This window comes from Chelatococcus sp. CO-6, assembly GCF_001271345.1.
Classification (GTDB): Bacteria; Pseudomonadota; Alphaproteobacteria; order Rhizobiales; family Beijerinckiaceae; genus Chelatococcus_A; species Chelatococcus_A caeni.
The window spans coordinates 1,784,335-1,806,457 of record NZ_CP012398.1 but is presented as its reverse complement, the minus strand read 5'-3'; the positions used below and the strand labels follow the sequence as shown (position 1 = coordinate 1,806,457).

At 70.1% G+C, this 22,123-nt stretch carries 17 protein-coding genes; 10 read left to right on the top strand and 7 right to left on the bottom strand.

Annotation, left to right across the window (positions count from 1 at the left end; translation table 11 throughout):
- Window positions 1-10: 10 nt before the first annotated feature.
- Both AL346_RS08485 and AL346_RS08480 read left to right on the top strand, forming a co-directional pair.
- Complete coding sequence (locus tag AL346_RS08485) at window positions 11-682, top strand: LON peptidase substrate-binding domain-containing protein (RefSeq protein ID WP_019402524.1); 672 nt, start codon at window positions 11-13, stop codon at window positions 680-682.
- Between the two features lie 55 nt (window positions 683-737).
- The gene (locus tag AL346_RS08480; protein ID WP_019402525.1) at window positions 738-956 is read left to right on the top strand and encodes a Trm112 family protein; all 219 of its coding nucleotides are present in this window, start codon (window positions 738-740) and stop codon (window positions 954-956) included.
- Between the two features lie 211 nt (window positions 957-1,167).
- Here the strand turns inward: AL346_RS08480 and AL346_RS08475 are convergent, their stop codons facing one another.
- Complete coding sequence (locus AL346_RS08475; protein ID WP_019402526.1) at window positions 1,168-2,469, bottom strand: ubiquinone biosynthesis hydroxylase; 1,302 nt, start codon at window positions 2,467-2,469, stop codon at window positions 1,168-1,170.
- A gap of 116 nt (window positions 2,470-2,585) precedes the next feature.
- Here AL346_RS08475 and tesB point away from each other — a divergent pair, with 116 nt between their 5' ends.
- The 6 genes from tesB (at window position 2,586) to xth (ending at window position 10,052) form a co-directional block, all read left to right on the top strand.
- The gene (gene tesB, locus AL346_RS08470; protein WP_019402527.1) at window positions 2,586-3,455 is read left to right on the top strand and encodes an acyl-CoA thioesterase II; all 870 of its coding nucleotides are present in this window, start codon (window positions 2,586-2,588) and stop codon (window positions 3,453-3,455) included.
- A gap of 191 nt (window positions 3,456-3,646) precedes the next feature.
- The gene (locus AL346_RS08465) at window positions 3,647-3,985 is read left to right on the top strand and encodes a P-II family nitrogen regulator (RefSeq protein WP_019402528.1); all 339 of its coding nucleotides are present in this window, start codon (window positions 3,647-3,649) and stop codon (window positions 3,983-3,985) included.
- A 25-nt stretch (window positions 3,986-4,010) separates the two neighbouring features.
- Window positions 4,011-5,375 carry an ammonium transporter gene (locus tag AL346_RS08460; RefSeq protein WP_019402529.1) on the top strand — a complete coding sequence of 455 codons (1,365 nt, stop codon included), beginning with the start codon at window positions 4,011-4,013 and terminating at the stop codon, window positions 5,373-5,375.
- Window positions 5,376-5,564: 189 nt separating this feature from the next.
- Window positions 5,565-8,144, top strand: a complete 2,580-nt coding sequence (locus AL346_RS08455; RefSeq protein ID WP_053193529.1) for a DNA translocase FtsK — start codon at window positions 5,565-5,567, stop codon at window positions 8,142-8,144.
- A 112-nt stretch (window positions 8,145-8,256) separates the two neighbouring features.
- Complete coding sequence (locus AL346_RS08450; RefSeq protein WP_053193525.1) at window positions 8,257-9,108, top strand: outer membrane lipoprotein carrier protein LolA; 852 nt, start codon at window positions 8,257-8,259, stop codon at window positions 9,106-9,108.
- 128 nt (window positions 9,109-9,236) lie between these two features.
- Complete coding sequence (gene xth, locus AL346_RS08445) at window positions 9,237-10,052, top strand: exodeoxyribonuclease III (RefSeq protein ID WP_019402238.1); 816 nt, start codon at window positions 9,237-9,239, stop codon at window positions 10,050-10,052.
- Window positions 10,053-10,282: 230 nt separating this feature from the next.
- On the opposite strand, the gene AL346_RS08440 is transcribed toward xth, so the two are convergent.
- The 3 genes from AL346_RS08440 to AL346_RS08430 form a co-directional block, all read right to left on the bottom strand.
- Window positions 10,283-12,601, bottom strand: coding sequence for a Tex family protein (locus AL346_RS08440; protein WP_019402765.1), 2,319 nt, complete (start codon window positions 12,599-12,601; stop codon window positions 10,283-10,285).
- Window positions 12,602-12,723: 122 nt separating this feature from the next.
- Entirely contained in the window at window positions 12,724-15,897 is a 3,174-nt protein-coding gene (locus tag AL346_RS08435) for an efflux RND transporter permease subunit (RefSeq protein ID WP_019402764.1), read from the bottom strand.
- 60 nt (window positions 15,898-15,957) lie between these two features.
- Window positions 15,958-17,142: an efflux RND transporter periplasmic adaptor subunit gene (locus AL346_RS08430; RefSeq protein WP_019402763.1), complete on the bottom strand. Its 1,185-nt coding sequence runs from the start codon at window positions 17,140-17,142 to the stop codon at window positions 15,958-15,960.
- A gap of 215 nt (window positions 17,143-17,357) precedes the next feature.
- Between AL346_RS08430 and AL346_RS08425 the strand changes: the two genes are divergently transcribed.
- Window positions 17,358-18,281: a 2-dehydro-3-deoxygalactonokinase gene (locus AL346_RS08425; protein ID WP_019402762.1), complete on the top strand. Its 924-nt coding sequence runs from the start codon at window positions 17,358-17,360 to the stop codon at window positions 18,279-18,281.
- A 53-nt stretch (window positions 18,282-18,334) separates the two neighbouring features.
- A complete protein-coding gene (locus AL346_RS08420) occupies window positions 18,335-18,571 on the top strand; it encodes an Lrp/AsnC ligand binding domain-containing protein (protein ID WP_053193522.1) in 237 nt (78 codons plus the stop codon).
- A 2-nt stretch (window positions 18,572-18,573) separates the two neighbouring features.
- Here the strand turns inward: AL346_RS08420 and AL346_RS08415 are convergent, their stop codons facing one another.
- The 3 genes from AL346_RS08415 to uxaC all read right to left on the bottom strand — a co-directional run bounded on the left by AL346_RS08415 (window position 18,574) and on the right by uxaC (window position 21,999).
- Window positions 18,574-19,002, bottom strand: a complete 429-nt coding sequence (locus AL346_RS08415) for a hypothetical protein (RefSeq protein WP_019402760.1) — start codon at window positions 19,000-19,002, stop codon at window positions 18,574-18,576.
- A gap of 94 nt (window positions 19,003-19,096) precedes the next feature.
- The gene (locus AL346_RS08410) at window positions 19,097-20,581 is read right to left on the bottom strand and encodes a mannitol dehydrogenase family protein (RefSeq protein WP_019402759.1); all 1,485 of its coding nucleotides are present in this window, start codon (window positions 20,579-20,581) and stop codon (window positions 19,097-19,099) included.
- A complete protein-coding gene (gene uxaC, locus AL346_RS08405) occupies window positions 20,578-21,999 on the bottom strand; it encodes a glucuronate isomerase (protein ID WP_019402758.1) in 1,422 nt (473 codons plus the stop codon). The genes AL346_RS08410 and uxaC overlap by 4 nt, the downstream gene beginning before the upstream one ends.
- Window positions 22,000-22,123: the final 124 nt, after the last annotated feature.

Here is a 22,123-nt window from a genome sequence, read left to right as displayed (position 1 = left end):
AGACGACGGCATGGTGATGAACCCGACCTACCGCAGCCCGGCCGAGATGCCGGCCGTCATCCCGCTCTTCCCACTCTCGAGCGTGCTGCTCCTGCCGCGCGGGCAGCTGCCGCTCAACATCTTCGAGCCGCGCTACCTCGCCATGGTCGACGATGCGCTGGCCGGCAGGCGCATCATCGGCATGATCCAGCCCGACGCCGAGGAAGCGGCGCAGACGAGCACGCCGCGGCTCTATGCGGTGGGCTGCGCCGGGCGCATCACCCAACTGGCCGAGACCGGCGACGGGCGCTACCTCATCACGCTGAGCGGCATCGCGCGCTTCCGCGTGCGCGAGGAGCTCACGGTCATGACGCCCTACCGCCAAGCGCGCGTCGATTACGAGCCCTTCGCCGTCGACTTCACGCCCCGCGCCGGAGAGGAGGCGGTGGACCGCAACGCGCTCATCCGCGCGCTCCGGGACTTCGCCGCCGCCAACGACCTCAAGATCGACTGGAAGAGCATCGAGGAAGCGCCGAACGAGGCGCTCGTCAACGCTCTGTCGATGATGAGCCCCTTCGGCGCCAAGGAGAAGCAGGCCCTTCTCGAGGCGCCCGATCTCAAGGCGCGGGCGGAGACGCTGGTCGCCATCACCGAGATCGAGCTCGCGCGCATCGCCGGCGGATCCGAAACGACGTTGCAATAAGCCGCGCCGCATGCGATTCGCTCGGCTGTGACAGGCGTCGAGACGAGGCGAAACGATGACCGAAGGCCGGAACAACGAGGGGCAGAGCCCGACACGCATGTCGAGCGGCGTCGATCCGAAGCTGCTCGAGATCCTCGTCTGCCCGCTGACCAAGACGACGCTGGAATATGACGCGGCCCGGCAGGAGCTGATCAGCCGGCAGGCCAAGCTCGCCTATCCGATCCGCGACGGCATCCCGATCATGCTGCCGGAAGAGGCGCGGCCGCTGGACTAGACGGCCGCATAACCGTCATGCCCGCTCGTCGCGGGCATCTCCCGGAAAGCCTATGGTGGCCCCACGGGCGTGGATGGCCGGACAAGCCCGGCCATGACGACGAGAGGGCCATCGCGGGAAGGTAAACTGGTAAACTGGCGCGAGCGGCGGCGCCCTCTTCGCCGGCGGGCAGAGCGATCGGGCCGTCAGGCACTACGACGGCCGCAAAGCCTCACAGCGCCTCGCCGCGCATCAGCCGGGGCACGGCGCCGGTCAGCCCCGCCGCCTCGCGGATGAAGAAGCGCTTGGCCGCCGGCATCCGCTCGACGAGGCCGAGGCCGAGGTCGCGCATGAGGCGCACGGGCAAAAGGTCGTTCGAGAACAGGCGGTTGAGGCCGTCCGTCGCGAGGCCCATGGTCACCGTGTCGAACCGCCGGGCGCGCTCATAGGCGAGGAGCGCCTCCTCGTCGGCGACGTCGCGGCCGAGGCGGCAGGCGTCGATGATCGTCTCCGCCAGCACGGCGACGTCGCGCAGGCCGATGTTGAGGCCCTGCCCGGCGATCGGGTGGACGACGTGGGCGGCGTCGCCGACGAGGGCGAAGCGCCCGGCGACGAAGCGCCGGGCGATGCCGATCGACAGCGGGAAGGCGCGCGCGGGCGACAACAGCGCAATCTCGCCGCGCTCGAGGCCGAAGCGGCGCTCCACCTCCTCGCGCAGGTCCTCGTCCGGCAATTGCAGCAGGTAGTCGGCCGCGTCGGCGCGCTCCGTCCAGACGATGGAGGAGCGGTGCCGGCCGTCCCGCGTCGCAAGCGGCAGGATGGCGAAGGGGCCCGAGGGCAGGAAATGCTCGATGGCGCGCCCTTCGTGCGGGCGCTCGTGGCCGATGGTGGCGACGATGCCGACCTGGTCGTAGCTGCGGCCGACCCAGCCGATGTCGGCCATGTCGCGCAGGCGCGAGCGGGCGCCGTCCGCCGCCACCAGGAGGCCGGCCTCGATGACGGCGCCGGAGGCGGTCGTGACCAAGACGCGCTCCGGCCCGGCCACGAAGCGGGCAATGCCTTCGGCGGCGAGCGTGACCCCCGCTTCGCGGCAGGCGGCGGCGAGGGCGTTGACGAGGTCGTCGTTCTCGACCATGTGCGCGAAGGGCTCGCCGGGCGCCACCTCGCCCGCGAAGCTCAGGATCGAGGGGCGCACCGGGTCGGCGAGGCGGCTGTCGGTGATGACCATGTCGAGGATCGGCTCCGCGCGCTCCGCCACGACGCTCCAGACGCCCAGGGTCTCGAGCATGCGCCGCGCGCCCGCGGCGATGGCCGAGGCCCGGGACGCATCGCCGCCGGGCGCCGGGCGCGCGAGCGCCGGGTCGCAGACGGTGATGTCGAGCCCGCCCGCGCCGCCCCTGGCGAGCGACAGGGCGAGCGCAAGGCCGGCAAGCCCGCCGCCGGCGATGACGACGCGCCGGGACGGCGGGATCGCGCGCGTGCCCGCACGCCGCCCTGCGCTGCCCTTGCGTCCGGTGCCTTTCGCTGCGGCCATGCCCTCTCTCCGACGATCTTGACGAACAGGCCCGGCAAGGGCCTCATGCATTCAATCCCCGCGCGCGGGGGCTTTGTATCATCGCAGGTGCTGATGCACCTGCCCCGGGACGGACCATGAAGCACGCCATCTCCGATCTGCTCGAAATACTCGATCTCGAGGTGCTGGAACACAACCTGTTTCGTGGTCGCAGCCCGCAGGTTGGGTGGCAGCGCGTCTTCGGCGGGCAGGTCATCGGCCAGGCGCTCGTGGCGGCCACGCGCACGGTCGAGCCGCAGCGCAACGTCCACTCCCTGCACGCCTATTTCCTGCTGCCGGGCGACCCGAAGGTGCCGATCATCTACGAGGTGGACCGCATCCGCGACGGGCGCAGCTTCACGACGCGGCGCGTGGTCGCCATCCAGCACGGGCAGGCCATCTTCTCCATGTCCGCCTCGTTCCATGTGCACGAGCCCGGCCTCGTCCACCAGGTGCCCATGCCGGACGTGCCGGGGCCGGAGGACCTGCCGAGCGACGAGGAGATCAAGGCGCGCGTGCTGCCGCTGATGCCGGACCCGGTCAGGGCCTATTTCGAGCGCGACCGGCCGATCGAATTGAAGCCCGTGGAGTTCCGCCGCTACATGTCCCGCGAGCCCATGGAGCCGCGCTTCAACGTGTGGATCCGCGCCACGGGCCGGCTGCCGGACGACCCGGCCATCCACCAGTGCGTCCTCGCCTATGCGTCCGACATGACGCTGCTCGACACCAGCCTCGTCGCGCACGGGCGCACGGTGTTCGAGCGCACCATCCAGGCCGCGAGCCTCGACCATGCCCTGTGGTTCCATCGCCCCTTCCGGGCGGACGAATGGCTGCTCTATTCGCAGGACAGCCCCTCGGCCGGCGACGCCCGCGGCTTCTCGCGCGGGCTCATCTTCTCGCGCCATGGCGAGCTCGTCGCCTCGGTGGCCCAGGAGGGGCTGATCCGCCCGCGGGACGACCTCGCCTGAGGCGATTTGCCTAATTTTTAGGCACCCATCTGCCGCATTGCGCCTGCCTAAAGTGCAGGCAGGACGATTCGCGCCCTCCTGAGGACGGCGGCAGCCCGAATCCGCGGGTTGGCACGCGGCTTGTTTCGTCCCTCCCGGTACTTCACGGGGCCCGTACGCCGGGCCTGCTCGGGGTCAAGGGGAAACGGGACATGAAAATCGTGATGGCGATCATAAAGCCGTTCAAGCTGGAGGAGGTGCGCGATGCGCTGACCGCCATCGGCGTGCACGGCCTCACCGTGACGGAGGTGAAGGGCTACGGCCGGCAGAAGGGGCATACCGAGATCTACCGCGGCGCCGAATATGCGGTGAGCTTCCTGCCCAAGCTGAAGATCGAGGTGGCCGTGCCCGCCGACCTTGCCGGCAAGGTCGTCGACACCATCGCCGACACCGCCCGCACCGGCCAGATCGGTGACGGCAAGATCTTCGTCTACAGCATCGAGAAGGCCGTGCGCATCCGCACCGGCGAGACCGACGGCGATGCCCTCTGAGCCCCGCAATCCAGGAGTTCGAACGATGACGTTCAAGCGCTATGCAGGGGTCGGAGCCGGCGCCCTCGCCCTTTCCCTTGTCCTTGCGCTGCCGGCGCTGGCCCAGACCGCCGCCCCCGAGGCGGCGGCCGAGGCGCCCGCTGCAGCCGCGGAGTTCGCCTCCGCCAAGGACACCGCCTTCATCTTCAACACGCTGCTGTTCCTGATGGGCGGCTTTCTCGTCATGTGGATGGCCGCGGGCTTCGCCATGCTCGAGGCCGGCCTCGTGCGGACGAAGAACGTCTCCATGCAGTGCCTGAAGAACGTGGCGCTCTATTCCATCGCCGGCATCATGTACCTCCTCGTCGGCTACAACCTCATGTACACCAACGTCGACGGCGGCTTCTTCGGCTCCTTCGGCGTCTACGGCTGGCCGGCCTCCGGCACCGCCAACGAGGGCGACTATGCCGTCGCCTCCGACTGGTTCTTCCAGATGGTGTTCGTCGCCACCGCCGCCTCGATCGTCTCCGGCACGCTCGCCGAGCGCATCAAGCTGTGGCCCTTCCTGCTCTTCACCGTCATCCTGACGGGCTTCATGTATCCCATCACGGGATCGTGGAAGTGGGGCCAGGGCTGGCTCGATGCCATGGGCTTCTCGGATTTCGCGGGCTCGACCATCGTCCACTCGGTCGGCGGCTGGGCGGCGCTCGCGGGCGCGCTCGTGCTCGGCGCGCGCCGGGGCAAGTACGGGCCTGACGGCGCGGTCCACCCGCTGCCGGGCTCGTCCATGCCGCTCGCCACGCTCGGCACCTTCATCCTCTGGCTAGGCTGGTTCGGCTTCAACGGCGCCTCGCAGCTCGCCATGGGCACCAACTCCGACGTCTCGGACATCTCGCGCATCTTCGCCAACACGAATCTCGCCGCCTGCGGCGGTGTCGTTGCCGCCATCCTGCTGACGCAGGTGATCTACAAGAAGGTCGACATCACGATGGCGCTCAACGGCGCCCTCGCCGGCCTCGTCTCGATCACGGCCGAGCCGCTGACGCCTGGCCCCGTGACGGCGATCATCATCGGCGCCATCGGCGGCGTCATCGTCGTCTTCGCGGTGCCGATGCTCGACAAGCTGAAGATCGACGACGTCGTCGGCGCGATCCCGGTGCATCTCCTCGCCGGCATCTGGGGCACGCTCGCCGTGCCGCTGACCAACGGCGAGACGAGCTTCGGCACGCAGATCATCGGCATCCTCGCCTATGGCGTGTTCACCTTCGGCGTCAGCCTCGTCGTCTGGTTCATCCTCAAGGCGACCATGGGCATTCGCGTCAGCGCCGAGGAAGAGGCGCTTGGCCTCGACAAGGCCGAGATCGGCGTCGAGGCCTATCCGGAGTTCAGCGGCAGCGGCATGCGCAGCTGACCCGCCCCTGACGCCCGAGAACCAGAAGGCCGCGCCCCGTAAGGGCGCGGCCTTTTCCTTGTCCACTGCCATCGCGGCCGCCGCACAAGGTTAACGGGGGTTTAACTCGCGGCCGGCTAGGGTAAGGCATCGGTCGTCCCGGCCCAGCCGGGCGGCCGGGAGCCGTCTCATCCCAGCCCGGTTGCCGCCATGCGAACGAGCCGCCACTCCCTGTCGCAAGCCGACGAACTGTCGGACGCCATGCGCCGCTTCTTTGCCCGTCGCGCGGCGGAGATGAGCGGGCTCGGGCTCGTGGCGCTGGCGCTCGCCTTCGGCCTCGCCCTCGCCACCTGGTCGGTCGAGGACCCGAGCCTCACCCACGCCACCAACGGGCCGGTGAAGAACCTTCTCGGTCCGCTCGGCGCCGTCATCGCCGATCTCGGCATGCAGATCCTCGGCATGGGCGCCATCGTCTTCGTCGTGCCGGTGGTGATCTGGGGCCTGCAGCTCATGGGGCGGCGGCGCCTCGAGCGGCTGGCGCTGCGCATCGGGCTGTGGCTCGCCGGCACGGCCGCGGCGGCCGCCGTCGCCAGCGCCATGCCGGCCACCACCTCCTGGCCGCTGCCGAGCGGCCTCGGGGGCGTTGTTGGCGACGGGCTGCTCTTCGGGCTGCGCGGCACCCTCGGCCTGACCAGCGGCCCCGGCGCCGCCATCATCACGCTCGTCTATGCCGGCATCGCCATCCTCGCGCTGACGGCCGCCTGCGGCTTCGGCTTCCCCGAGACGGCGGATGACGACGACGAGGAGGAGCTCGCACCACGCCGCTCCTCGCGCCGGGCGCAGGCGGATGATTTCGAGGATGACGGCGCGGACGAGCCCGGCTGGGGCATCGTGTCGCTCGGCGCCCTCGTGCACGGCTTCATGACGTTGAAATCGGCCATCGCCCGCCGCCTCGCCGCACGGCGTCCGGCGCAGGCTCACGCCGGCTTTCAAGCCGCGCCGCAGGCCCCCTCCGCCGCGCCGCGCGCCGCATCCCGGCGCGAGCCGCGCTTCGAACAGGCCCCCGCGGCCCACGACGCCTTCGACGGCGCGGCGGATTTCGGCGGCTACGATCCCGCCGAGGCGCCTTTTGCCGACGAGGACGAGGCCTATGCGCCCCGGACGGCGGGGCCGGCCGTGTCGCGGGTGGTGCCGCCGCCGGCGGCGCCCAAGCCCGGCAAGCGCCTGGCGCGGGAGGCGCAGCCCTCCTTCCTCGACGACGGCGAGGACTACCAGCTGCCGCCGCTCGCCCTCCTCGCCGAGCCGAAGAAGAACAACGGCGCCGTGATCTCGCCCGAAGCGCTCGAGCAGAACGCGGCACTCCTGGAGAGCACGCTGGAAGACTTCGGCGTCAAGGGCGAGATCATCAACGTGCATCCCGGCCCGGTGGTGACGCTCTACGAGCTAGAACCGGCGCCCGGCACCAAGTCCTCGCGGGTGATCTCGCTCGCCGACGACATCGCCCGCTCGATGAGCGCCGTCTCGGCCCGCGTCGCCGTCGTGCCCGGCCGCAACGCCATCGGCATCGAGCTGCCCAACGCCAGGCGCGAAACCGTCTACCTGCGCGAGCTCCTCGCCTCCCAGGACTTCGAGCAGACGCGGCTGAAGCTCGCCCTGTGCCTCGGCAAGACCATCGGCGGCGAGCCCGTCATCGCCGAACTCGCCCGCATGCCGCACCTGCTCGTCGCCGGCACCACCGGCTCGGGCAAGTCCGTCGCCATCAACACCATGATCCTGTCGCTCCTCTACCGCCTCCGGCCCGAGGAGTGCCGCCTCATCATGGTCGACCCGAAGATGCTGGAACTGTCCATCTACGACGGCATCCCGCACCTCCTCACCCCCGTCGTCACCGACCCCAAGAAGGCCGTCGTCGCCTTGAAGTGGGCCGTGCGCGAGATGGAGGAGCGCTACAAGAAGATGTCGAAGCTCGGCGTGCGCAACATCGACGGCTTCAACGCCCGTGTCGCCGAGGCGCGGCAGAAGGGCGAGGTCATCACGCGCACAGTGCAGACCGGCTTCGACCGCGAGACCGGCGAGGCGGTGTACGAGGACGAGGTCATGGACCTCGCGCCGCTGCCCTACATCGTCGTCATCGTCGACGAGATGGCCGACCTGATGATGGTGGCGGGCAAGGAGATCGAGGGCACCATCCAGCGCCTCGCCCAGATGGCGCGCGCCGCCGGCATCCACGTGGTGCTGGCCACCCAGCGCCCGTCGGTCGACGTCATTACCGGCACCATCAAGGCGAACTTCCCGACGCGCATCTCCTTCCAGGTGACCTCGAAGATCGACAGCCGCACGATCCTCGGCGAGCAGGGGGCGGAGCAGCTGCTCGGCCAGGGCGACATGCTGTACATGGCCGGCGGCGGGCGTATCACGCGCGTGCACGGGCCGTTCGTGTCGGACGAGGAGGTGGAGAAGGTGGTGGCGCACCTGAAGGCGCAGGGGCGGCCGCAATATCTCGACGCCGTCACCGCCGACGAGGAGGGCGCGGCACCGGAGGCCGACGGCGCCGTGTTCGACAACACGTCGTTCGGCGCGCCGGGAAGCGACCTCTACGACCAGGCGGTGGCCATCGTGCTGCGCGACAAGAAGGCCTCGACCTCCTACATCCAGCGCCGCCTGCAGATCGGCTACAACCGGGCCGCCTCGCTCATGGAGCGCATGGAGAACGAGGGCATCGTCGGACCCGCAAACCACGCCGGAAAACGCGAGATCCTGATCGAGCCGCCGGCCGGCGGCGACGAATGAGGCGTCGCGCTTTCGCCACAGCGATGGCATACCTGACCTCACGCGCAGGCGCGGCGCGCCAGCGCGCCACCCCGGCCGGAACCGACACCGCCGGCCGGCCGTTGGAAAGACGATGAAGACGCTACGTTTCGCAAGCCTCGTTTCGGGTCCGGTCCTTGCCCTTGCCGCCACGCTCGTGGCGGCCCAGCCCCTGCAGATCCATCCGCCCGCGGCGCAGCCGGCAAGGCCGGCCCCTCCGGCCCAACCCGCCGCGCCACGCGCGCCCGCGCCCGCTCCCACACCGGCCTCCCCGCCCAGCGCCGCGCCGCAGGCCTCCCTGCCCGCGTCCCACCCGCTGCCGCCGCGCCGGCCGGCCGACCTTCCAACGGGCGGCGCCCCCGCGCCGGCTGCAAGCCCCGGCGAAACCGCCACACGGCCGGCGCCGCCCGCGCCGGCACCCGCCGCGCCGCCGCCCGCTGCGGCGGTACCGACCAATCCCCAGGCGGCGCTGGCGCGGGTCAACGCCTATCTCAACGGCATCGACACGCTCACCGCCAATTTCCTCCAATACAGCGGCGACGGACGACAGGCGACGGGCTCGCTCTACGTGAAGCGCCCGGGCCAGCTGCGCTTCCAGTACAACCCGCCGAGCACGCTCGAGATCGTCGCCGACGGGCGCTCCGTCGCCATCCGCGACAAGAAGCTGAGGACCCAGGACGTCTATTCCATCGGCCAGACGCCGCTGAAATTCCTGGTGCAGGACCGGGTGGACCTCGCCCGCGACGTCAAGGTGCTCGACGTGCGTACCGCGCCATCCGGCGTCGTCGAGGTGATCTTCGAGGACAGCTCGACGCTCGGCGGCACGTCGAAGGTGACGCTCGTCTACGACGCCAAGGCCAATGTCCTCAGGCAATGGATCGTCGTCGACCCGCAGGGCTACGAGACCTCCGTCGCCCTGCAGGACGTCAACATCGTGCCGCGGTAAGCCCAGCCCGATCCGGATGGAACGTGTGGCGCGCCATCCCTTGCAACGCGCCGCGCCAGGGGCCAAGTTCGGGGCCCCGTTTCCGTCCGGCCGAATCGCTTGCGGCCGATGAGGCCGAAAGCCGAGGCATGAAGCTCTCCGTCACCAGCTGGAACATCAATTCGGTGCGCCTGCGCATCGACCACGTCGCGCGCCACATCGCCGAGGCCCAACCGGACGTCATCTGCCTGCAGGAGACGAAGTGCCCGAACGACCGCTTTCCGCTGAAGGCGCTGAAGGCGCTCGGCTACGAGCACATCGCCTTCCACGGGCAGAAGGGCTACCACGGCGTCGCCACGCTCTCGCGCCTGCCCTTCTCGACGACCGAATCGATGAGCTTCTGCGGCAAGGACGACGCGCGCCACCTCGCCGTCACCTTCGGCCCCGGCGCCGGGGCGGCGAGCGGCATCACGGTGCATAACTACTACGTGCCGGCCGGCGGCGACATTCCCGACCCCAACCTCAACCCGCGCTTCGCCCACAAGCTCGCCTTCCTCGACGAGCTGTTGCAGTGGAGCGACCGGGCGAAGCCCACGGCCGCGCCGAGCATCCTCGTCGGCGACCTCAACATCGCGCCCTACGAGAGCGACGTCTGGAACCACAAGGCGCTGCTGAACGTCGTCAGCCACACCCCCATCGAGACGACGCGCATGGAGGAATGGCGGCAGGCCGCCGGCTATGTCGACGCCATCCGCCACCTCACGCCGGTGCCGGAGCCGGTCTTCACCTGGTGGAGCTACCGCTCGCCCGACTGGGCCGCCGCCAACAAGGGCCGGCGGCTCGACCACGTGTGGCTCGCGCCCTCGCTCGTCCCGACGCTGAAGGAAGCGACCATCGGCAAGGCCGCCCGCGGCTGGGAACGCCCGTCAGACCACGCACCGGTGACGGTGACGCTGGAGCTTTGACGATTGCGCAAGAGATATTGCTGGCGCGCCACTCTCCCTCCCCCCGCTTGCGGCGGGGAGGGCCGGGTTGGGGGGGCGGTTCCGCAGGCAGGCGGTCACCGGCAATTCCCGCGCATCAGCGGCACGACACGATAAACGGCGCATTGGCGGCGCGGCCCCCCACCCCTGACCCCTCCCCGCCGCAAGCGAGGGGAGGGGGACAGCCTCGGCGCGGCCACCCGCTTCGGATCCTACCGCGTCTTCCGCCGCATGGCGTCGGCCAGCGCCGCCCCGAGGGCGCCCTGCTGGGCGCCCTTCGCCGGGCCGTCGTCGCGCCGGGGGCGCGGCGCCTTGTCGGCGCCCGATGATGGACCCCGCGGCCTCGGCGCCGCGCTGCCGTCGTCCTTGCGCATGGAGAGCGCGATGCGCTTGCGCTTCACGTCGACCTCGACGACGCGCACCTTGACGACATCGCCCGCCTTGACGACCTCGTGCGGGTCCTTGACGAAGCGGTCGGCGAGCTGGGAAACGTGCACGAGGCCGTCCTGGTGGACGCCGATGTCGACGAAGGCGCCGAAGGCGGCGACGTTGGTCACCGTGCCCTCCAGCATCATGCCGGGCTTCAGATCCGACAGTTCCTCGACGCCCTCGGCGAAGCTCGCGGTCTTGAACTGCGGGCGCGGATCGCGGCCGGGCTTCTCGAGCTCCGCCAGGATGTCGCGCACGGTCGGCAGGCCGAAGCGCGCGTCGACGAAGGCCGCCGGATCGAGGCCGCGCAGCACCGCGCTGTCGCCCATGAGCGTGCGCACGTCGCGCCCGCAGGCGGCGACGATGCGCTTCGCGAGGCCGTAGGCTTCCGGGTGCACCGAGGAGGCGTCGAGCGGCTCGTCGCCGTCGCGGATGCGCAGGAACCCGGCGCTCAGCTCGAAGGTGCGCGGGCCGAGGCGCGCGACGGAGAGAAGGTCGCGGCGCGTGCGGAACGGGCCGTTGGCGTTGCGGTGCGCGACGATGGCCTCGGCGAGAGAGGCGCCGAGGCCCGAGACGCGGGCGAGCAGCGGGGCGGAGGCCGTGTTGAGGTCGACGCCGACGGCATTGACCGCATCCTCGACCACCGCGTCGAGCGCGCGGGCGAGCTGGTGCTGGTCGACGTCGTGCTGGTACTGCCCGACGCCGATCGACTTCGGCTCGATCTTCACGAGCTCGGCGAGCGGATCCTGCAGGCGCCGGGCGATGGAGACGGCCCCGCGCAGGGAGACGTCGAGCGAGGGAAGCTCGGCGGAGGCGACCTCCGAGGCCGAGTAGACCGAGGCCCCCGCCTCGCTGACCACCACCTTGATCGGCCGCCTGTCGGCCGGCAGCTGCGCCAGGAGGTCGGCGACGAGCCGGTCGGTCTCGCGGCTCGCCGTGCCGTTGCCGATGGCGACGAGGTCGACCTTGTGGCGCGCGACGAGCGCGGCGAGCACGGCCTGGGCACCGGAGACGTCGTTGCGCGGCTGGAAGGGATAGACGGTCGCCGTGTCCACCACCTTGCCGGTGCCGTCGACGACCGCGACCTTGACGCCGGTGCGGATGCCGGGGTCGAGCCCCATGGTGGCGCGCGAGCCGGCGGGGGCGGCGAGCAAAAGGTCCTTGAGGTTGCGGGCAAAGACGCGGATCGCCTCCTCCTCCGCGCGCTCGCGCAGGGTCGACATGAGGTCGACCGAAAGGTGCAGCGACAGCTTCACGCGCCAGCACCAGCACGCCACCTCGGCGAGCCAGCGGTCGGCCGCGCCGCCGTCCGGGGCGATGGCATAGGCCGCGCAGATCATGCGCTCCACCGGCTTCACGGGAGACGGATCGTCCGCATCGATCTCGATGTCGACGGTGAGAACCTCCTCGTTACGGCCGCGCAGCATGGCGAGCGCGCGGTGGCTCGGCGTCGTCGCCCAGCGCTCGGCGTGGTCGAAATAATCGGAGAACTTGGCGCCCGCCTCCTCCTTGCCGGCAACGACGCGGGCGCGCACGAAGGCCTTCTCGTGCATGTAGCGGCGCAGGCGGCCGACGAGGTCGGCGTTCTCGGCGAAGGTCTCGGTGAGGATGTCGCGCGCGCCGTCAAGGGCGCTCTTCACGTCCGGCACCTCGGGCCCGAGGTAGCCCTCCGCCAGCGTCGCCGGCACCACCGTGCGATCCGCGAGGATGCGCTCGGCGAGCGGGCCGAGGCCCTTCTCGCGGGCGATCTCGGCGCGGGTGCGGCGCTTGGGCTTGTAGGGGAGGTAGAGGTCCTCGAGCTCGGCCTTGGTGGCGGCGGCGGCGATGCGCCCGTCGAGCTCATCGGTGAGCTTGCCCTGCCGGCCGATCTCCTCGCGGATGGCGGCGCGCCGCGCCTCGAGCTCGCGCAGGTAGGTCAGCCGCTCCTCGAGCTTGCGCAGCTGCGCGTCGTCGAGGCCGCCCGTCGCCTCCTTGCGGTAGCGGGCGATGAAGGGAACGGTCGCGCCCTCGTCGATGAGCCGGACGGCGGCAAGGACCTGGGCCGGCCGCGCGGCGATGTCGGCTGCGATGACGGGGGCGATGCGTTCCAGAATGTCGGACATGCGGCTTCCATGGTTGGGTGGCGCAGGAAGGCGCGACAATAGAAAGCCGGCGCCGCCGAGCCAACAGGACGCGCGGGCCCCCGCCTCGCGTCATCCACATGCGAAAGTCCTGAGGCGCGCCTTCAGACCGCCGCCGGCGGCTCCGCGGCCGTGCCCGCCTCGGGTGCCTTGCGCCCGGTCCACCATTCCTCGAACCGTTGCAGCACCGTGAAGAAGGACGGCACGAAGAGCACGGCGAGGCAGGTCGAGGCCAGCATGCCGCTGAAGACGGCGATGCCGATCGACTTGCGCCCGTTGGCCCCGGCGCCCTCGGCGAGCACCAGCGGCACGACGCCGAGGATGAAGGCGAAGGAGGTCATCAGGATGGGCCGGAAGCGCCGGCGCGCCGCCTCCACCGCGGCATCCACGATCGCCATGCCCTCGGCCCGCTGCTCGCGCGCATATTCGACGATGAGGATGGCGTTCTTGCTCGACAGCGCGATGAGCAGGATGAGGCCGATCTGCGTGTAGAGGTTGTTGGCGATGCCGAGGGCGGTGAGCGCGCCGACGGTGCCGAGCAGCGCCAGCGGCACGGCGAGGATCACCGAGAGCGGCTGGATCCAGCTCTCGTACTGGCCGGCGAGCACGAAATAGACGAGCACGACGGCGAGGCCGAAGACGAAGAAGATCTGGTTGCCCACGATCTTCTCCTGGAAGGACATGCCGGTCCATTCGTGGCCCATGCCCGCCGGGAGGGTATGGGCGGAGATCTGCTCCATGAGCTGCATCACCTGCCCCGAGCTGAAGGCGGGCGCCGGCATGCCGGTGATGGTCGCGGCCGGATAGAGGTTGTAGAGCGAGACGATCGACGGCCCCTCCATGGGCGTGACGTCGACGAGCGTGCCGAGCGGCACCATCTCGCCGGTCTGGGTCCTGATCTTCAGCCCCTTGATCGTGTCCACCGTCTGGCGGAAGGAGCCCTCGGCCTGGGCATAGACCTGGAACACCTGGCCGAAGCGGTTGAACTGGCCGACATAGGTGGAGCCGATATAGCTCTCCAGCGCCTGGAACACCTGGCCGACCGTGACGCCGAGCGTCTCGGCCTTGGTGCGGTTCACGCCGATGTGGAACTGGGGCACCGTGGCGCGGAAGCTGGTGAAGGCGGAGCTGACGGCCGACTGGGAAACCGCATTGGCGACGACCTCGTCGGTCGCGCCCTGCAGCTTCCCGAGGTCGCCGCTGCCGTCCCGCAACTGGACGACGAAGCTGAAGCCCCCGGCATTGCCGATGCCCTGGATCGGCGGCGGCGGGATGACCATGGTGCGCGCGTCGAGGATGTTCTCCTCGAGGACGCGCGTCAGCACCCGATAGAGGCCGAGCATGCCCTGGGCGGGATCCTTCTCGCGCACCGACCAGTCCTTCAGCATCACGTAGACGGCGCCGGCGCTGGGCAGCGAGGCGTTGTTGTCGAGGAGCGAGATGCCGCTGATGGTGAAGACCTGGTCGACGCCGGGCACCTGCGAGACGACCTTCTGCACGTCGTCCAGCACCCGGTCGGTGCGCTCCAGCGAGGCGCCGTCGGGCAGCTGCACGTTGACCATCATGTAGCCCTGGTCCTCGAGCGGGATGAAGGCCGTGGGCACGCGCGACATGCCCCAGAAGGCGAGGCCGATGAGGCCGAGCGCCACGACAACCATCACGTAGCTCGCCTTCACCATGTGGTGGATGAGGCCGGCATACCAGCGCTCGCAGGCGTCATAGACCCGGTTGAAGCCGCGGTAGATGACATTGCGCTTCTCCGGCGGCGTCGGCGGGCGCAGCCACAGGGCGCACTGCGTCGGCTTCAGCGTCATGGCGTTGATGGCGCTGATGAGGGCGGTGGCGGCGATGACGAGCGCGAACTGCTGGTACATCTGCCCGGTCAGGCCCGGCATGAAGGCGGCCGGCAGGAAGACCGACATGAGCACGAGGGTGATGCCGATCACCGGCCCCGTCAGCTCGTTCATGGCCTTCACCGCCGCCTCGCGGCCGGACAGGCCGCGCGACATGTGGTGGGCCACGCCCTCGACGATGACGATGGCGTCGTCGACGACGATGCCGATGGCGAGCACGATGGCGAAGAGCGTGGAGATGTTGACCGTGAAGCCGAGCGCCGCCATGGCCGCGAAGGCGCCGATGATGGTGACGGGGACCGTCGTCGCCGGCACGAGCATCGCCCGCCAGTCCTGCAGGAAGAGCATGATGACCAGGAGCACGAGGATGCCGGCCTCGATCAGCGTCTTGTAGACCTCGCTGATGGAGGCCTCGACGAAGGTCGTCGTGTCGAAGGGTACGGAATAGGTGAGGCCGGGCGGGAAGCGCTGCGCCAGCTCGTCCATCTTGGCCCGCACCGCCTCGGCCACCTCGATGGCATTGGCCTCGGGCAGCTGGAAGATGCCGATGCCCGCCGCCGGCGCCCCCTGCAGGGAGAAGGCGTAGCTGTAGGTCTGGGCGCCGAGCTCGACCCGGCCCACGTCCCTGACGCGCGTGATGCGGCCGCCGTTCGCGCCGTCGACCTTGACGACGATGTTCTCGAAGTCCTCCGCCCTCTCGAAGCGGCCGGTGACGTTGAGCGTGTACTGGAAGTTCTGGCCCTGCGGGGTCGGGGGCATGCCGACGACGCCGGCCGTGACCTCCTGGCTCTGCTGCTGCACGGCCGAGATGACGTCGCTCGGCGTCAGGCTGAAGGCCTGCAGCCTGTCCGGGTCGAGCCACAGGCGCATGGCATATTCGCCCGCACCGTAGATGCTGACGCTGCCGACGCCCGGCACGCGGGCGAGCTCGTTCTGCAGGTTGATGACGCCGTAATTGGCGAGGAAGAGGCTGTCGTAGCGCTTGTCGGGCGAGGTGAGCGCCACGAACATCAGCACGGCCGTCGACTTCTTCTGGACGTTGACGCCCTGCACCTGCACCGATTGCGGCAGCTGCGCGAGCGCGGCCGACACGCGGTTCTGCACCAGGATCTGCGCGAAGTCGGGGTCGGTGCCGATCGCGAAGGTGACGGTGAGATTGTAGGAGCCGTCGCTGCCGCTCGTCGACTGCATGTAGATCATGCCCTCGACGCCGTTCACCTGCTGCTCGATGGGCAGGGCGATGGTCTCCATCACCGTCTGGGCGCTGGCGCCGGGAAAGCGCGCCGTCACGGAGACGGTGGGTGGTGTGACGTTGGGATATTGCGAGACCGGCAGGCGCAGCAGGGCCACGGCGCCGATGAGGACCGTCACGAGCGCGATGACGTTCGACAGGACCGGCCGCTCGATGAAGAAGCGCGAAAACATGGGTGCTGCCTCGGCGTTCGGGGACGGCGCCCGGCGCGGGCGCCCGCGGCTGGCGCAGGTTCAGGGCCTGGCGGCAGCGGTGGAGCGCCTGCCGGCCATCTCGGTCGTCTCGGGCGCCACCTTGTTGCCCGGCACGGCCCGCTGGAGCCCGGACACGACGACACGCTCGCCCGCCTTGAGGCCGCTCTCGACGACCCTGAGGCCATTGTCCTGCAAGGCGCCGGTGGTGATGGTGCGCTGCTCGACGACCTCGTCGTCGCCGACGACCAAGACGTAGCTGCCGAGCTGGCTCGACCCGATGGCCGTATCGGCGACGAGCAGCGCCTTGTCGATCTGCCGCATGGGCACGCGCACGCGCACGAACAGGCCCGGCAGGAGGGCGAGGTCCTTGTTCTCGAAGAGGCCGCGCACCATCAGCGTGCCGGTGCCCGCATCGACCTGCGGCGCGATGTAGTCGATGACGCCCTTGTGCGGATAGCCCATCTCGGTCTGCAGGCCGATCTCCACCGGCACGTCCTTCAGCTGATCCGGCGTCCGGCCCTGCGCGGCGAGCGCCTCCAGGACCCGGAGCACCTGCTGCTCGTCGACGTTGAAGTAGACGTAGATCGGATGCGTCTGCACGATGGTCGCGAGCTTCGTCGGCCCGGCATAGCCGACGAGGGCACCGACATCGACGAGATGGTTGGTGACGATGCCGTCGAAGGGGGCCACCACTTCGGTGTAGCCGAGGTTGATGGTGGCGAGCGCGACGTTCGCCTTGGCCGCCGCGACGTCGGCCGTCGCCTGGTCGAGGTTGGTCTTGGCGTCCTCGACCCGCGCCTTGGAGGCGAAGTCCTGCTGGCCGAGCTGGGACTGGCGGTTGTACTCGTTCTGGGCGTTGATCTGGCGGGCCGTGGCACCCTCGAGGTTCGCCTGCGCCTGGTCGAGCTGGGCCTGATAGGTGTCGCGCTGGATGGTGAAGAGGCGCTGCCCCTTCTTCACCGCCGCGCCGTCCTTGTAGTCGATGGAGGTGAGGAAGCCCTGCACCCGCGCCTCGAGATCGACCGCGTTGAAGGCCTGGGTGTTGCCGGTGAGCGCCATGTAATTGGTCACCGGCTGCTCGACGGGCGTGGCCACCAGCACCTTGGCCGGCGGCGGCGGAACGTAGGCGTTCTCCTCGCTGCAGGCGGCAAGGCTCGCGGCGACCAGGGCGACCGGCAGGATACGTCTGCCATGGCGACGAATGGAACGGATCAACGCGTCCATGACGGCCCCCCTCCAGAGTTTGGCGGCTGCCCGCGGCACCAGAGCAAAGGGGCCGAAGGAGCGCTCTTATCGCGACAGTCGCCCTACGCCACTAACGGAACATTGCAACAAACAGGTTAACGGTGCGCGGCAGCGGCGTCGAGCGTATCGACGCTTGCCCGTGGACAGGGCGCGCACCTTCCGGCATGTAACCGCCAATAAGGGAGGACGAAGGAATGCAGGAAACGGTGCTCGTCGGCGTCGACTGGGGGACCACCAACCTCAGGGCCTATGCCTTTGCGGCCGATGGCTCCGTTCGCGCCAAGACGGCGCGGCCGACCGGCATCACCCGCATGAGCGTCCCCTATGGAGACCTCCTCGAGGAGCTTTGCGGCGAGCTCGGCGCCGGCGCAGACACGCCGGCCCTGCTCTGCGGCATGGTCGGCAGCCGCCAGGGCTGGATCGAGGCGCGCTACATCACGACGCCCTGCACGCTCGACGGCCTCGTCGAGGGGCTGGTGAGCGCCCCGCACGCGCCCCGCCGGGTGCTCGTGGTGCCAGGGCTCGATTCCCAGTCCGGCAGCGCGCCCGACGTCATGCGCGGCGAGGAGACCCAGCTGCTCGGCCTGATGGACGGCGTCGGCGGCGCCGAGCGCCTCGTCTGCATGCCCGGCACCCATTGCAAGTGGGTGCGCCTCGCCGCCGGGCGCATCCTCGATTTCCGCTCCTACATGACCGGCGAAGCCTTCGCCGCCCTGAAGGACCACACCATCCTCGGGCGCCAGATAAGCGAGGGCGCGGTCCACGACGCGGCGGCCTTCGCGAAGGGCGTCGGGATGGCGCAGGAGGCCCGCGGCCGCGGGCCTGGGGGGCTGCTCAACCTCCTCTTCGGCGTGCGCACGCTCGGCCTGTTCGACCGCCTCGACCCCGCGGCGGCGGCGAGCCTGATGTCGGGCCTGATGATCGGCGCGGAGATCGCCGACGCCCTCGGGCCGCAGCCGCCGGCCGAGCCGGTCGTCGTCGTCGGCAGTGCCGGCCTCAGCGCGCGCTATCGCGATGCGGCGGAGGCCCTCGGCGTGCGCACGACCATCGCCGACGAGGACATCGCGACGCGGGGCTTATGGGCGATCGCGCGGGCGGCGGCGCTGGCGAGCCGATAAGCTCGCCGCCACGGATGTTGATTCGCAAGGGGCCCGGTGGCAGGAGTTGCGGAATGCAGACCTTCTTCGTCCAGATCAAGTGCAAGCTCGGCAAGACCTATGCGGTCGCCAGCGAGCTCGCCGACCGTGAGATCGCCTCGGAGATCTACTCGATCGCCGGCGACTACGACATCATCGCCAAGTTCCATGTCGACCGCGACGTCGACATCGGCCATTTCGTCGCCGAGAAGGTGCAGACCATCGACGACATCGCCGACACGCGCACCATCATCACCTTCAAGGCCTTCTGATTTCAGGCCGCGGCAGCGGTCGCGCGCGAATCCATCGCGCCGAGCCGCGCCGCGATGACGGCGGCGAGATGCCGCTGCCGGCGCTGCGAGCAGCGGTTCTGCGCCCGCACCACGGCCATCAGCTCGAGCGCGACCGCGGCGTCGAGCTGGCGGATGTGCTGCGCCGTCAGGCCGCTCTCGCGCATCAGCGCCACGAGCCGGCGGCTGACCGGCCGCTGCTCCTCCTCCGGCAGATCCGCCAGCGACATGATGATGAGCGCCCCGTGCAGGCGCACCAGACTGTCGGCGTTCTGCGGGTCGCGCGCGAGCCAGGCCCCGTAGGTGGCGCGCAGCAGGTCGTAGATGACGGGGACGGCTCTCAGGATCGTGCGCAGTTCCCCGTCCCGCCCGGGAACGCGCAACTCGTCGTCGGACAAAGTCGGCAGCGACATCGGCGCACCCTCCTTGTGACCCTGGAAGCGTGCGCCCCGATGGTTAACGAAAAGTTAACGGCACGGCCGCGCAGCCGTGCCTTACGCTACCTGCTCATCCGTGCGCGAGGCTTGCGAGCGTGGCGCGGGCGCCGTCCCGGTAGAGCCGCGCCAGGGCCTCGCTCACCGCGGCAAGGAAGCGCGGCTCGGCCGGCAGGTCGGCGCCGAACACCGCCTCGACGCCGGCGAGCGCCCTGGCGAGCGCGGCGGGGTCGCCGCCCGCGGACCGCGCGATCGCGGCAAGGTCCGCCGCCAGCGGGTCGCGCACGTCGATGGCGTCGCCCTTCTCGTCCGTGCCCGTGACGTAGCGCATCCAGGCCGCCACGGCGAGAGCGTGGCGGGCGATGTCGGAGCCGGCCGCGAGCCGGTCGCGGATCGTGCCCAGCAGGCGCTGCGGCAGCTTCTGCGAGCCGTCCATGGCGATCTGCCAGGTGCGGTGCTTGAGCGCCGGATTGCGGAAACGCTCGCGCAGGGAGCGCTTGTAGGCCTCCACGTCGGCACCGGGCGGGATCGTCAGCGTCGCCGTCGTGTCGTCCATGAGGGCGGCGACATAGGACGCGAGGCTCTCGTCCGCCATGGCCTCGGACACGGTCTGGTAGCCGGCGAGATAGCCGAGATAGGCGATGGCCGAGTGGCTGCCGTTGAGCAGGCGCAGCTTCATGGCCTCATAGGGCGCAACGTCCGCGACGAGCGTCGCCCCCACCGTCTCCCAGGCGGGGCGGCCGGAGGGGAAATGGTCCTCGATCACCCACTGGGTGAAGGGCTCGGTCATCACCGGCCAGGCGTCGGCGACGCCGAGGCGCGCCGCCACGGCGGCCCGGTCCTCGTCGGTCGTCGCCGGCACGATGCGATCGACCATGCTGTCCGGGCAAGCGATCTTCTCGCGCACGAAAGCGCCGAGATCGGGCGAGACGAGCTCCGCGAAGCGGGTGAGAATGCGATGCAGCGTCCGGCCGTTCGACGGCAGGTTGTCGCACGACAGCACGGTGAAGGGCGCAAGGCCGAGGCTGCGGCGGCGGGCGATGGCCGCGGCGAGGAAGCCGATGGCCGAGCGCGGCCGGTTGAGGTTGGCGAGGTCGTGCACCACGTCGGGGTGCTTCTCGTCGAGCCGCCCGGTCGCCGGATCGTGGCAATAGCCCTTCTCCGTCACCGTCAGGGTGACTACCTTCACGTCCGGATGGCTCATGCGCTCGACGAGCGCCGCCGGATCCTCCGGCGCCACCACGACCTCGCGGATGGCGCCGATGACGGCGAGCTTCTCGCCCTCGCCCGAGCGCACGGCGAGGGTGTAGAGCCCGTCCTGGGCCTTCAGCGCATCGCGCGTGTCGGGGCTGCGCAGGCTGGCGCCGACGATGCCCCATTGCTGGTCGCCGCCGGCGATGACCGCATCCGTGTAGGCCGCCTGGTGGGCGCGGTGGAAGGCGCCGATGCCGAGGTGGACGATGCCGGTCTTCATCGCCTTGCGATCATAGGCCGGGCGGGCGACATCGGGCGGCAGGTCCGGGAGGCGCGCGGTGTTGAGGCGGGCCGTCTGCGTCACAGCTTGTAGGCCTCCTTGGCCAGGCGATAGGCGAGATCGTGGGCAAGCTCGTGCGCCTCGTCCTCGTCGAGGCGGTGGGTGACGACGAGCTCGGCGAGGAAGGCGCAGTCGACGCGACGCGCCACGTCGTGCCGGGCGGGGATCGACGGGAAGGCCCGCGTGTCGTCGTTGAAGCCGACCGTGTTGTAGAAGCCGGCCGTCTCGGTGACGAGCTCGCGGTAGCGGCGCATGCCCTCGGGGCTGTCGAAGAACCACCAGGCCGGGCCGAGCTTCAGGCACGGATAGTGCCCGGCGAGCGGCGCGAGCTCGCGCGAATAGGCGGTCTCGTCGAGCGTGAAGAGGATGATGGTGAGCTCGCGCTCGTTGCCGAAGCGGTCGAGCAGCGGCTTCAGCGCATGGACATAGTCGGTCGTGGCCGGGATGTCGGCGCCCATGTCGCGGCCGAAACGGGCGAAGAGCCCGGCGTTGTGGTTGCGCATCGAACCGGGGTGGATCTGCATGACGAGCCCGTCCTCGAGGCTCATCGCCGCCATCTCGGTCAGCATCTGGGCGCGGAAGAGCTCCGCATCCTCGCTCGTGACGTTGCCGTGCATGATGCGGGTGTACAGCGCCTCGGCCTCGACGGGCGAGAGGTCCGCCGTGCGGGCGCTCGGATGGCCATGGTCGGTCGAGGTGGCGCCCATCTCCTTGAAGAAGGCGCGGCGCTTGCGGTGGGCCTCGAGATAGCCGGCGAAGGTCGAGACGTCGCAGCCGGTCAGTTCGCCGAAGGCTTCGACATTGGCCCTGAAGCCGTCGAACTCGGGATCGACGACCGGGTCCGGCCGGTAGGCCGTGACGACGCGCCCTTTCCAGCCGCTGTCGCGGATCGCCTTGTGGTGGACGAGCGGATCGAGCGGGCTCTCGGTGGTGGCGATGACCTCGATGTTGAAGCGCTCGAACAGGGCCCGCGGGCGATAGGCGGGCTCGGCCAGCCGCTCGGCGATGCGGTCGTAGTAGAGGTCGGCCGTCTCGGCGGAGAGCCGCACGTCGAAATCGAACAGCGTGGCGAAGGCGTGGTCGAGCCACGTGCGCGTCGGCGTGCCGCGGAAGAGATGATAGCGTTCGGCGAAGCGCCGCCAGATCCTGCGCCCGTCGGCTTCGACCTCGGTGCCGTCCTTCGTCGCGATGCCGAGATCCTCGAGCCGCACGCCCTGGCTGTGGAGCATGCGGAAGATGTAGTGGTCGGGCACGACGAAGAGGCGGGCGGGGTCCGGGAAGGGCTCGTTCTCGGCATACCAGCGCGGATCGGTGTGCCCGTGCGGCGAGACGATCGGCAGGTCCTTCACATGGGCATAGAGCCGGCGCGCCACGGCGCGTGCGGACGGATCGGCGGGAAAGAGGCGGTCCTCGTGGACGAGCGGCAGGCGGCCCTCGCGCATCGGCACTTCCTTTCCTGATAACGGCTTCAAGCCTTTTGACGAAAAGCGCCCCCGATGGCGACGCCGCGCGTCGCGCGGCGAACCCTAACCAGCGGAGCAGCCGGTGTGAACTGCTTTCTCGGCG

Coding starts and splice junctions, on each gene's coding strand:
- AL346_RS08485 (WP_019402524.1), top strand. CDS start 11: ATGGTGATGAACCCGACCTACCGCAGCCCGGCCGAGATGCCGGCCGTC.
- AL346_RS08480 (WP_019402525.1), top strand. CDS start 738: ATGACCGAAGGCCGGAACAACGAGGGGCAGAGCCCGACACGCATGTCG.
- AL346_RS08475 (WP_019402526.1), bottom strand. CDS start 2,469: ATGGCCGCAGCGAAAGGCACCGGACGCAAGGGCAGCGCAGGGCGGCGT.
- tesB (WP_019402527.1), top strand. CDS start 2,586: ATGAAGCACGCCATCTCCGATCTGCTCGAAATACTCGATCTCGAGGTG.
- AL346_RS08465 (WP_019402528.1), top strand. CDS start 3,647: ATGAAAATCGTGATGGCGATCATAAAGCCGTTCAAGCTGGAGGAGGTG.
- AL346_RS08460 (WP_019402529.1), top strand. CDS start 4,011: ATGACGTTCAAGCGCTATGCAGGGGTCGGAGCCGGCGCCCTCGCCCTT.
- AL346_RS08455 (WP_053193529.1), top strand. CDS start 5,565: ATGCGAACGAGCCGCCACTCCCTGTCGCAAGCCGACGAACTGTCGGAC.
- AL346_RS08450 (WP_053193525.1), top strand. CDS start 8,257: ATGAAGACGCTACGTTTCGCAAGCCTCGTTTCGGGTCCGGTCCTTGCC.
- xth (WP_019402238.1), top strand. CDS start 9,237: ATGAAGCTCTCCGTCACCAGCTGGAACATCAATTCGGTGCGCCTGCGC.
- AL346_RS08440 (WP_019402765.1), bottom strand. CDS start 12,601: ATGTCCGACATTCTGGAACGCATCGCCCCCGTCATCGCAGCCGACATC.
- AL346_RS08435 (WP_019402764.1), bottom strand. CDS start 15,897: ATGTTTTCGCGCTTCTTCATCGAGCGGCCGGTCCTGTCGAACGTCATC.
- AL346_RS08430 (WP_019402763.1), bottom strand. CDS start 17,142: ATGGACGCGTTGATCCGTTCCATTCGTCGCCATGGCAGACGTATCCTG.
- AL346_RS08425 (WP_019402762.1), top strand. CDS start 17,358: ATGCAGGAAACGGTGCTCGTCGGCGTCGACTGGGGGACCACCAACCTC.
- AL346_RS08420 (WP_053193522.1), top strand. CDS start 18,335: ATGCAGACCTTCTTCGTCCAGATCAAGTGCAAGCTCGGCAAGACCTAT.
- AL346_RS08415 (WP_019402760.1), bottom strand. CDS start 19,002: ATGTCGCTGCCGACTTTGTCCGACGACGAGTTGCGCGTTCCCGGGCGG.
- uxaC (WP_019402758.1), bottom strand. CDS start 21,999: ATGCGCGAGGGCCGCCTGCCGCTCGTCCACGAGGACCGCCTCTTTCCC.